We start from the raw sequence: 10668 nt of genomic DNA on the forward strand, positions 1-10668 counted from the left end.
GTGGGGGAGTCCGCGCTGCCGGGGCGTCCGGGGTGCGGTCCGGCCTGGGCGCCGGGATGACGGTGTGGGGCGTGAACACCGGGACCGCGGTGGAGGGTGTGCACCGCCACTTCCGCGACGTGCGCGAGGCGGCCCCGCACATCCTGGCGTTCGCGTCCGGGCACTCGGGCGACGCGGGGGCCTGACGGCCGGGTTCCAGTGATCGCACGCCGCCGTGCGGGAGCGTGGCGCGCCCGCACGGCGGACCGTTCCCTCAGCGGCCGTCGCGGCGCCGCTCGTAGCGCCAGACCTCGTCGAGGTCGTCCTCGTACGAAGCCCCGGGCGGGACCGGGGGCAGGCGGCGGGCGCCCTCCACGCAGCGTTCGTCGTCGTGGCGGGCGAGGCCGTACACCGCGGTGACCCGGACCCGGCGGACCGCGTCGTCCAGCAGCGCGGCCATGGCGTCGGCGAGGGCGGGGGTGCGGTCCTTGCCGACGGCGACCGTGTGGCAGGCGAACTGCCGTACATCCGTGTCCGGATCGGTCATCAGGATGAGCAACGCCTCCCGTACGGCGGGGGAGAAGCCGTGTGTCCAGCCGCTGAGGCCGTTGGCGACCGCGCGCCGCACCGCGGTTTCGGGGTGGGCGGCGTGGGGCAGGAGCGCCGCGTCGCCGCGCGGGTCGCACAGCTCGCCGAGACCGGTCAGTACCGTGGCGAGCACGGCCGCGTCCTGCTCCCGGCCCGCCCAGTCGAGGAAGAGCTCCACGGCGGGCCCCGCGAACCGGTCCTCATCGCTGTCGTCGAAGAGGTGAGTGAGCCGCAGCACCTCCGCGCCGAACAGCCGGTGCATCGGGTCCGGGTGGTCGCGCAGGGCCAGGGCGGCGTCCCAGGTCTTCTGGTCGCGACGATGCGCCAGCAGGATGGTGGCGCTCGACCAGACGGCGTGATCCTCGTCGGGACGGGTGAACGCTCGGTCGAACAACTCCTCGAAGGAGGTCCGGACACCGGACCGCTCCTCCAGGGCCGTGAGGATCGCCCCGTGTCCGTCGCGCACCGTCAGCCCGCCGAGGGAGAACTCGTCCACGGCGGTGAACTCGTCGTCCAGGACGCGAGTACGGGCCACAGGTCCCCGCGCGCCGGTACGGCGCCGCAGCTCGGCCTCGACGCCCGTCTCGTGCCAGTGCCGGGCGAGGTCCCGTGCCTCCGGCAGTTCGGCCTTGTAGAGCCCTCGCCTGGACCAGGCGCGCACAACTGCCTCGACCAGCGCCGGCGAGCCCGAGTCGACCGCCTTGCGCAGCGGCGGCACACCGTCCGGTCCGCACTGCCCGGGGTCGGCGTCGTGGCCGACCAGGAGATCGGCGATGGCTGCGGCGTACGTCTCGATCGCCAGGCACAGCGCGGGTGTTCCGCGGCTGTCGCGTACGTCCGGGTCGGCGTCGGCCGCGAGCAGGTTCTCCACACCCTCGGTGTCCCCGGCCCGTATCGCGGAGATCAGAAGAGTTCCGTTCACGTCCACGCTCAAACCCATGCCTCCGGAAGCTTTCCCTGTCTCCCCTGTAACGCTTTTCGCGTCTCGGTCCAAGTACAAGTGAAGTGCCTTGAAGATCTCCGGAAAACCTCCGAGAGGAGGAGGTCCGGGGAGCCTCCGACGAGAAGGAGACGCCAGTGGACGGCGCGGAACGGTTACGGGGTGGGCCCGCCGCGGCGGTACGGGACCCGCGGCTTTTCGAGGAGTTCTACCGGCGCCACGTGGACGCGGTGATGCGTTTCGTGGCCCGGCGGGTCGACGACCCCCACACCGCGGCCGATCTCACGGCCGAGATCTTCCTCGCCGTCCTCGACTCGGCCCACACATACCGGCCGCGCCTCGGCAGTGAGACGGTCTGGCTGTACGGCATCGCGCGCAACGTCGTGTCGTCGGAGCGCCGCCGGGCCGCCCGGGAGGCGGAGCGCGATCTGCGTGTCTCCGGGCGGCGGTTGCTGGAGGCCGACGACATCGCCCGTATCGAGGACAAGCTCGACGCGGAGAGCCCGGGGCGGCGCGTCCTGGCCGCGCTCAAGAGGCTCCCCGAGGGCGAGCGGGCCGTCATGGAGCTGATCGCGGTGGACCAGCTCACGGTCACGGAGGCGGCGGCCGCGCTGGGCATCCGCCAGGTCACGGCCAGGGTCCGGCTGCACCGGGCGCGCAAGGCGCTGCGGGCGGAGGCGGAACCCGTGGCCGCCGCACCGACGCCGTCCCGGGGAACGGAGCTGCCGGACGCATCACTGGTGTACGTCGCAAGGGGAGAGGCATGAGCACGAGGACGACGTTCGAGGACCGGCTGCTGGGCGAGCTGAAGCGGGAGATCGAGCTGCGCGAGGCCGAGGCCGAGGTCGGGGCCGGGGCTGGGGCTGAGGTTGAGGCCGGGGCTGAGGCTGAGGGCGAGGTGAGGAGTCCCGCGCGCCGTCGGTTCACCCCGCGCCGGATCGCCGTCGCCATGGCGGCCTGCGCGGCGGCCTGGCTCGCCACGGTGGTCGTGCCCGGTTCACCGGCCGACTCGCCGGCGTACGCGGCCGAGCTGCTCGCGGACGGCAGTGTCTCGCTCACCGTCAAGGACCGGATCGGCATCGAGGCCCAGCGGGAACTCGCGGAGCAGGTGTGCCCGTGGGGCATTCAGGTGGAGCTGGAACTGTCCTCTGTCGTCCGCGACTCGCGCGGCGAACCCGTCGTCGTCGAGATTCTGGCGGTCGACAAGGAGGGCGACCCCAAAACCATCCGCAAACCCGTCCGCGCCTGGACCACCGTCAACCTTCAACGGGGCAACAAGCTGATCTTCGACAACAGGGCGTTGACCAGGGACGAGATCAAGCACTACGAGGTCAGGCCCTGCGATTCGGCGAAGCCGCCCACGCCGGACGACACGTAGGACCCGGCCCTGCGCCGACTCGGCTCCCACGGCGTGTTTCGTCCGGCACCGGCTCGGGAACTGCTCAACTTCGCCCGAGTCCGAGAGCGCCGGACAGCCAGGGCCCTCCGGCGCGTGAGTGGCAGGCCCGCCCCGCGGGCGCGCCGGGAAGTGAGGCACGTGATGAAGGACGCCTCCGGCTCCGGCACTCCGCGGGAGCCGCGGCCGCACCACAGCGGTCTGCGGGCCCGCTGGCACGACTCTGCCGTCGGACGGCTCTGGCGGCACGGCAGCGACCTGGAACTGCTGCACCGGGCCATGGGATTTTCCGCGCTGGGCCTGGTCACCCTGGTCCCGCTGCTGATCGTCGTCGCGGCGGCGCTCCCCTTCCAGGAACGCGGCTTCGCCCTGTGGGTGATCGACGGGATGAGTCTGTCCGGGCGCCCGGCCGACGCGGTGCGCGACCTGTTCGCCGCGCCGAGCACGGTGCTGAGCGCGACCAGTGTCCTCAGCGGGCTGCTCGTGGCGCTGTTCGGTGTCAGCTTCGCGGCGAGTGTGCAGAACGGCTACGAAAGGATCTGGGAGGTGCCGGCGGGCCCGTGGCACCACGTGTGGCGCCGCGTCGTGTGGCTGGCCGCGCTGACGGCCTATCTGCTCGCCGAGACGCAGAGCGGGGCGGTGCTGCGGGACGGACTGGCGCAGTCGGTTCTCCGGATCGTGCTCGCCACGCTGTTCGGCGTGCTGTTCTTCTGGTGGGGCCAGCACTTCCTGCTGGGTGAGCGGGTGGCGTGGGGTGCCCTTCTCCCGGGCGCGGTGGTCACGATGGCCGGACTGGGCGGTCTGCGCTGGTTCTCGGACCAGGTGTTCTCACCGCTGATCGTGAGCAACGCGATCACCTATGGGGCCGTCGGGACCGTGCTGATCGTCCAGTCCTGGCTCATCGGCGTCGGCTTCGTGGTGTTCGGCGGCCCGCTGCTGGGTCGCCATGTGCATGACATGTGGCAGCGGCGCCGCTGAACGGCCGCTCTGCCGCTCCTGCCCAGTCCGATCACGCCACCCTGGAGACCAGCCAACGCCAGCGTCGCCGTTCCGTGACGAGGGTCGCGGCGACGAGCACGGACACGGGGACCGCCGCATAGACGGGCCACGCCAGCCATGCCGAGACCAGGGCCGCGACGAGCTGGAGCACCACCAGCAGGATCGTGACCGGCCCCGGGACCGGGACGATCACCTGCTTCTTGTCCCCCGGAGTGGAGAAGACGGTCGGCAGGCCGATGAGCACCACCACCGCCAGGACGGCCGACGGCCAGGAGTGCGCGGACAGAGCCCACGGGGTGGCCACCCAGGCGACGAGCTCCGATGCGAAGCGGAAGACGGATGCGATGCGGTCGTCCGGTCGTTCCACGTTCGCCCCCATACGACGCACTACATACGGCCCTATGATCCGACCATGATCGCTCAGCTGCAGTGCATCGTGCTGGACTGTCCCGACCCGATGCAACTGGCCGAGTTCTACCGGTCGTTGCTCGGCGGCACGGTCAACCAGCCGGATCGGCGGTGGTCGCTCGACGACGACTGGGCGACCCTGCACACGCCCTCCGGTCCCGTACTCGCCTTCCAGCGGGTGGCGGACTACCGCCCCCCGCGCTGGCCGGACCCCACGAGGCCCCAGCAGTTGCACCTGGACTTCGGAGTCGAGGACGTGGACCGGGCGCAGGAGGAGGCGCTGGCGGCGGGCGCCACGCTGCTCGACGCGGGCTCCGAGGGGCGCAGCTGGCGTGTCTGCGCGGACCCGGCGGGGCACCCCTTCTGCCTGGTCCGCCACTGACGGCGTCCGCAGGGGGCGGCCGGGGCCGGCCTCGGGTGGCGTACGCGATGAACCCGGTCGAGGCGCTCGCGGACCGGTGGGAGGCGCTGGACGGCGAGTCACCTGCCAAGTCGCCCGACCGTACGCGCCGAGGTCGACGTGCCGCGCCGGCGGGCACTGGTCGCGAGCGCGCGGACAGAGGGCGAGGGCTCTAAGGCTGTGCGCCGTGCGTGGCGGGTGTCGTGCGCTGTGAGCGCCGGTGCGCGCTGCCCCTTTCGGGCTATATTCCGCTCCGCCATCTGGCCCGGCGGCGATGCGGCATTGCCTACTTGTGATATCGGCCAGGGGCTGCCCATCCCTCTGTTCTGACCGGTTGCCTCTGCCCGCGGACACAGCCGTGGCGGGCAACCGCATGGGTGCCCCACGGTGATGCGACCCCATACGCGTCTCAGGGAGCCAGGGGCGCCCCGATCTCAGAAGCTCACTTCATGAGAGGGGCTGCATCATGCCGTCCACCACCACCAGTCTGACGTCGAGCCCGGACCCGTCCGTCTTCGGCGAGTCGGTGTTCGTCACCGCCACCGTCACCCCGGACGAGCCCGGGGCCACCCCCACCGGAACCGTGACCTTCGACATCCCGGGCGAGGGCACCCAGGTCGTGACGCTGGACGCGGCCGGACAGGCCGGCGTCAGCACGAACCAGCTGCCGGTCGGCGTCCACACGATCACCGCGGCCTATTCCGGCGACGCGACCTACGATCCGTCCTCGGGCACCGACACGCAGACCGTCGGCGAGGCGTCCACCACCCTGTCGCTGAGCATCGTGCCCAGCGCGTCCGTCTTCGGCGACTCGGTCACCTTCACGGCCGACGTCGATCCGGTGGCCCCCGGCGAGGGGACACCGACCGGCGACGTCGTCTTCAGCATCCCCGGGCTCCCGGACGAGAGCGTGCCCCTCGACGCCACCGGAGAGGCGAGCTTCACCACCAGCGCCGTCGGCGCGGGCACCCACACCGTCACCGCCACCTACGGCGGCGACGCCGGCTTCGCCGGGTCCACGGATGTCGGCACACTGCAGGTCGACGAAGCCGCCACGACCACCGAACTGACCGTCGGTCCCGACCCCGCCGTATGCGGGCAGACGGTCACCCTCACCGCGACCGTGACGTCCACGGCCGGCACCCCCACCGGAACCGTCACCTTCCAGGTGGGCGCCGACGTCCCTGACGTCACCGTCACTCTGGACGCCGGGGGCCAGGCGAGCGCCGACTTCGCCGACCTGCACGTGGGTACGTACCAGGCGACCGCCTTCTACAACGGCGAGGACCCCGACTTCGCCGGATCGAGCTCCCCACTGGTGCCCGTCACCGTCAACCAGGCCGCGAGCACGACCACGGTGACCGTGAGCCCGAACCCGGCGGTGTGCGGGCAGGAGGTGATGGTGTGTGCGTCGGTGGCGGCGGTGGCTCCGGGCGCGGGTTCGCCGACCGGCACGGTGACGTTCACGATGCCCAACGGGGCGACACTGACCGGCACTCCCGACCCGGTCACCGGCGAGGTCTGCGTCATGACGGATCAGATCGAGGTCGGTACGCACACCGTCACCGCCGTCTACAACGGTGACGAGTGTCTGGCGCCGTCTTCGGGTACGGCCGAGGTCACCGTCAGCCAGGCGGCGAGTACGACCACGGTGTCGGTGAGTCCGAACCCTGCGGTGTGCGGGGAGACGGTGATGTTGTGCGCGTCGGTGGCGGCGGTGGCTCCGGGGGCGGGTATGCCGACGGGGACGGTGACGTTCACGGTTCCCAACGGGCCGACGCTGACGGGTACTCCGGATCCGGTCACCGGCGAGGTCTGCGTGACGACGGATGGGATCGAGGTCGGTACGCATACGGTCACGGCTGCTTATGGCGGTGACGAGTGTCTGGCGCCGTCTTCGGGTACGGCCGAGGTCACCGTCAGCCAGGCGGCGAGTGCGACCACGGTGTCGGTGAGTCCGAACCCTGTGGTGTGCGGGCAGGAGGTGATGTTGTGTGCGTCGGTGGCGGCGGTCGCTCCCGGGGCTGGCACGCCGACGGGGACGGTGACGTTCACGGTTCCCAACGGGCCGACGCTGACGGGTACTCCGGATCCGGTCACCGGCGAAGTGTGCGTCACGACGGATGGGATCGAGGTCGGTACGCATACGGTCACGGCTGCTTATGGCGGTGACGAGTGTCTGGCGCCGTCTTCGGGTACGGCCGAGGTCACCGTCAGCCAGGCGGCGAGTACGACCACGGTGACCGTGAGCCCGAACCCGGCGGTGTGCGGGCAGGAGGTGATGTTGTGCGCATCGGTGGCGGCGGTCGCTCCCGGGGCCGGCACGCCGACCGGGACGGTGACGTTCACGGTTCCCAACGGGCCGACACTGACGGGCACTCCCGATCCGGTCACCGGCGAGGTCTGCGTCACGACGGACGAGATCGAGGTCGGCGCGCACACCGTGACCGCCACCTACAGCGGTGACGGCTGCCTGGCGGGCTCCACGGGCACCACCGTCCTCGTCGTGGCCCCAGGAACCACCTCGACGTCCCTCACCATCAGCTCCAACCCGGCGGTCTGCGGCCAGCCGGTCACCCTGTGCGCCACCGTCACCGCGGTGCCGGCGGAGTGCACCCCCACCGGCACGGTCGTCTTCTTCGTCGCCGGCGGCCCGACGCTGACCGGCACACTGGACGCCAATGGGGAGGTCTGCGTCACCGTCGACTCACTGAGCACCGGCATCCACCTGGTGACCGCGTGCTACGAGGGCAGTACCGAACTCATCGGCTCCTGCTCTCCTCCGCAGATCCTGACCGTGAACCAGGCGGCGACGACCACGTCCCTGAGCATCAGCCCCGATACGGCGGTCTGCGGCCAGCCGGTCACCCTGTGCGCCACCGTCACGCCGACCGACCCCAACGGGGAAACCCCGGCGGGGACCGTCGTCTTCGCGGTCCCCGGCGGTCCTGTCCTTTCCGGCACACTGGACGCCGACGGGCAGGTCTGCGTCACCACCACCCACGTGGAGGTTGGCACCCACACCGTCACCGCCACCTACGGCGGCGACGCCTGCTTCTCCGGTTCCTCCGCAACCGGCACGCTGACCGTCGCTCAGGCGGAGACGACCACCACGGTCACCGCCACCCCCAACCCGTCGAACCAGGGCGAGAAAGTGACCTTCACCGCCCAGGTCACTCCCGTGGCCCCGGGCGCGGGCATCCTGACCGGCACCGTCACGTTCACCACGCCCGGCGGGCTCAGCCTGACCGCCGACGTCAACGCCCAGGGGCGGGCGAAGGCCAACACCAGCGCGCTCCCGGGCGGGACGCACGTCGTCACCGCCACCTACAGCGGCAACGCCTGCTTCATGGGCTCGTCGGGCACCGTCACCCAGGTCGTGAACACCGGCGCCGGTACGGAACTGACGGCGGAACCGGCCACCATCCGGCTGCGCACGAACGGGACGCTCTTCATCCCCAGGCTCAGGGCCACGCTCGTCACTGAGGAAACGGACACGCCCTTGCCCGGCATGGCCGTCACCTTCACCGCCACCCCGGTCACAGGCCCGGTCACCCTCGGCACCGCCGTCACCGACGCGAACGGTGTCGCCACCCTCACCAACGTCAACGTCGCGGGGACACTGATCACCACGAACCAGTACCGGGCGATCTTCGCCGGGGCTTCCGGTCTCAGCCCGGCGGCGGACACGGCACCCCTGCTCTTCCGGCCACTGCCCCTCGTCTGAACCCATCTGGACCCGTCTGGGCCCATCTGAACCCACACGCGGTGCCGGGCCTCCCGAAGGCTCGGCACCGCCCAATTGTGTGGCCGCGAAGGGTTACTGACGAGTTAGGTCATCCGCTAGAGTCACCGTCCCCGTCACCCTTCGGTATTGGTTGTTCCTTCCCGGACCGGACACGTGGTGATCTTCAAGGCTTCAGAGGGCGTCGGGACCGTGAGCGTGCGAGTCGGTCGGACCGCACCCACATGCGTGGCAACTCCCCCTGCGTGACGGATTCAGAAGGACGCAATGAGCATGAGATCGCGCATCTACAAGTCGTCGCTCGTCATGAGCATGGCAGCTGTGCTGACCATCGGCCTGGCGGGCAGCGCCTCCGCCGGGGTACTGACGCCCCTGCCCGCCAACGCCACCGCGTTCCAGCGGGCGTTCGAGCCGGTCTACGACTACGACACGGACAGCTGCTACCCTGCGGCCGCCGTCGACGGCAACGGCAACCTCAACGGCGGCCTCAACCCCTCCGGTTCGGTCACGGGCGGGTGCCGCACCGCGAACCACCTGAACAACGACAACAGCTACTCGCGGCCCAAGTGCAACCAGGGCTGGTGCGGCATCATCTACGCCACGTACTTCGAGAAGGACCAGGCGACCGCGCTCGGCGGCGGGCACCGCCACGACTGGGAGTCCGTCGTGGTGTGGGTGCAGCAGGGCGCGAGCCGGCCCGCGTACGTGTCGGTGTCCGCCCACGGCGACTACACGACGTACGCCGCGAGCGCGGTCCCGTTCTGGGACGCCGGAATGACGCACCCCAAGATCGTCTACCACAAGGACGGGGTGAGCACCCACGCCTTCCGTCTCGCGAAGTGGGACGAGACCCCCGAGAACGCCACGGGGCAGTGGCACTGGGAGGACCTCGTCGGCTGGGACAACTTCCCCGCGACCTGGATCCGCGACCGGGTGGCGGGCGCCAACTGGGGCAGCGCCAACTTCCCGCTGAAGGACGGCAACTTCGAGAACAACCTCAACGAGGCCAAGCCGTCGGGCATCACGTTCGACGCCTGGGGCTGATCCGGGCCCTGCGCACCACGTCACACGCCGTGCGACCATTCTCTCCCTTGTGGGCCATGTGAGGAGCAGTGCACTGTTGTGCCTGCTCCTCGGGCTTTCACGTCAATTCAAGACAATACGGAGCATTTGAATTGATTACCCGAGAGAAGAGCAGGCGCGGTCGCGCCGTGACGGGCGCACGAAGACGCGGCGCGATGCCGGTGCGCAAGGCCGCGGCCATCACGGTGACAGCGGGCACCGTACTCCTGGTCACCCCGCTGACCTCGCCCGCGCAGGCGGCCACCGCGCCGACGGTCAGCGCCAAGGGCGCCTTCCTGCTGGACAACGCCAACGGCGCCAAGCTGTTCGGCAAGTACGCGGACACCAAGCGGCCGATGGCCAGTACCACGAAGATCATGACTGCCCGCGTGGTCCTCAGCCAGCCCGGCCTCGACCTCGACCGCAAGGTCACCGTCCGGCAGGCCTACCGCGACTACGTCACGAACGAGGGCGCGAGCACCGCGGACCTGAGGACCGGTGACCGTGTGACGGTCCGGCAGCTGCTGTACGCGATGATGCTGCCCTCGGGCTGCGACGCCGCGTACGCCCTCGCCGACACCTTCGGCAGCGGTGACACCCGTAGCGCGCGGGTGAAGTCGTTCATCGGGAAGATGAACAAGAAGGCCGCCTACCTCGGGCTGACCAACACCCACTTCGACTCGTTCGACGGCATCTCGACGACCGGCGAGAACTACACCACCCCGCGCGACCTGGCCAAGCTCGCCCGCAGCGCGATGGGGTACTCGACCTTCCGCACCGTCGTCAAGACGCAGAAGACCGTGCGCTACGCGACCACGAGCACCGGCGGCACCCGTACCTACACCTGGTACAACACCAACAAACTGCTCGGCTCGTACACGGGCGCCACCGGCGTCAAGACCGGCACCAGCACGCCTGCGGGGCCGTGTCTCGTCTTCTCCGCCACCCGCGGTGACAAGACCGTCATCGGTGTCGTCCTCAACGCCACCGACCGCTACAACGACGCGGCCAAGATGCTGGACTACGGTCTCGGCACCAGCACCGCGTCGACCATGCAGCTGCGCACGCTGCCCGCGGGGGCCCAGCAGGACTGACACTTCGAGGGGCCCGGTCCATGGACCGGGCCCCTCGTGTTTTCCCCTCCGTGTCAG

At 70.6% G+C, this 10668-nt stretch carries 9 protein-coding genes and 1 pseudogene; 8 read left to right on the forward strand and 2 right to left on the reverse strand.

Annotated features, from left to right (window positions below; all coding sequences use genetic code 11):
• Window positions 1–185 (forward strand): annotated as a pseudogene (locus FNH04_RS32310) (hypothetical protein); the annotation flags it as partial.
• 68 nt (window positions 186–253) lie between these two features.
• Here FNH04_RS32310 and FNH04_RS49140 read toward each other — a convergent pair.
• A complete protein-coding gene (locus tag FNH04_RS49140; RefSeq protein ID WP_152789415.1) occupies window positions 254–1489 on the reverse strand; it encodes an ankyrin repeat domain-containing protein in 1236 nt (411 codons plus the stop codon).
• A gap of 155 nt (window positions 1490–1644) precedes the next feature.
• Between FNH04_RS49140 and FNH04_RS32320 the strand changes: the two genes are divergently transcribed.
• The 3 genes from FNH04_RS32320 to FNH04_RS32330 all read left to right on the forward strand — a co-directional run bounded on the left by FNH04_RS32320 (window position 1645) and on the right by FNH04_RS32330 (window position 3881).
• On the forward strand, window positions 1645–2274 hold the full coding sequence (locus FNH04_RS32320; protein ID WP_322724452.1) for an RNA polymerase sigma factor: 630 nt from the start codon (window positions 1645–1647) through the stop codon (window positions 2272–2274).
• Window positions 2271–2885 (forward strand): hypothetical protein, encoded by a 615-nt coding sequence (locus tag FNH04_RS32325; RefSeq protein WP_152789416.1) that lies wholly within the window; start codon window positions 2271–2273, stop codon window positions 2883–2885. The genes FNH04_RS32320 and FNH04_RS32325 overlap by 4 nt, the downstream gene beginning before the upstream one ends.
• A 162-nt stretch (window positions 2886–3047) precedes the next feature.
• Window positions 3048–3881, forward strand: a complete 834-nt coding sequence (locus FNH04_RS32330) for a ribonuclease BN (protein WP_152789417.1) — start codon at window positions 3048–3050, stop codon at window positions 3879–3881.
• A 31-nt stretch (window positions 3882–3912) separates the two neighbouring features.
• Here the strand turns inward: FNH04_RS32330 and FNH04_RS32335 are convergent, their stop codons facing one another.
• Window positions 3913–4281 carry a hypothetical protein gene (locus FNH04_RS32335; RefSeq protein WP_152789418.1) on the reverse strand — a complete coding sequence of 123 codons (369 nt, stop codon included), beginning with the start codon at window positions 4279–4281 and terminating at the stop codon, window positions 3913–3915.
• Window positions 4282–4314: 33 nt separating this feature from the next.
• Between FNH04_RS32335 and FNH04_RS32340 the strand changes: the two genes are divergently transcribed.
• The 4 genes from FNH04_RS32340 to FNH04_RS32355 all read left to right on the forward strand — a co-directional run bounded on the left by FNH04_RS32340 (window position 4315) and on the right by FNH04_RS32355 (window position 10611).
• Window positions 4315–4692: a VOC family protein gene (locus FNH04_RS32340; RefSeq protein ID WP_152789419.1), complete on the forward strand. Its 378-nt coding sequence runs from the start codon at window positions 4315–4317 to the stop codon at window positions 4690–4692.
• A gap of 484 nt (window positions 4693–5176) precedes the next feature.
• Window positions 5177–8437: an Ig-like domain-containing protein gene (locus FNH04_RS32345; protein WP_152789420.1), complete on the forward strand. Its 3261-nt coding sequence runs from the start codon at window positions 5177–5179 to the stop codon at window positions 8435–8437.
• 285 nt (window positions 8438–8722) lie between these two features.
• A complete protein-coding gene (locus FNH04_RS32350) occupies window positions 8723–9499 on the forward strand; it encodes an NPP1 family protein (protein ID WP_152789421.1) in 777 nt (258 codons plus the stop codon).
• Window positions 9500–9693: 194 nt separating this feature from the next.
• Window positions 9694–10611 (forward strand): D-alanyl-D-alanine carboxypeptidase family protein, encoded by a 918-nt coding sequence (locus FNH04_RS32355; RefSeq protein WP_152789423.1) that lies wholly within the window; start codon window positions 9694–9696, stop codon window positions 10609–10611.
• Window positions 10612–10668 lie beyond the last annotated feature (57 nt).

Origin of the sequence: Streptomyces phyllanthi (assembly GCF_009377205.1) — a bacterium.
Classification (GTDB): Bacteria; Actinomycetota; Actinomycetes; order Streptomycetales; family Streptomycetaceae; genus Streptomyces; species Streptomyces phyllanthi.

Bases quoted from the DNA above. Each gene is read 5' to 3' on its own strand.
- FNH04_RS32335 (WP_152789418.1), bottom strand. From the start codon at position 4,281: ATGGGGGCGAACGTGGAACGACCGGACGACCGCATCGCATCCGTCTTC.
- FNH04_RS32330 (WP_152789417.1), top strand. From the start codon at position 3,048: ATGAAGGACGCCTCCGGCTCCGGCACTCCGCGGGAGCCGCGGCCGCAC.
- FNH04_RS32340 (WP_152789419.1), top strand. From the start codon at position 4,315: ATGATCGCTCAGCTGCAGTGCATCGTGCTGGACTGTCCCGACCCGATG.
- FNH04_RS32355 (WP_152789423.1), top strand. From the start codon at position 9,694: ATGCCGGTGCGCAAGGCCGCGGCCATCACGGTGACAGCGGGCACCGTA.
- FNH04_RS32350 (WP_152789421.1), top strand. From the start codon at position 8,723: ATGAGCATGAGATCGCGCATCTACAAGTCGTCGCTCGTCATGAGCATG.
- FNH04_RS32325 (WP_152789416.1), top strand. From the start codon at position 2,271: ATGAGCACGAGGACGACGTTCGAGGACCGGCTGCTGGGCGAGCTGAAG.
- FNH04_RS32345 (WP_152789420.1), top strand. From the start codon at position 5,177: ATGCCGTCCACCACCACCAGTCTGACGTCGAGCCCGGACCCGTCCGTC.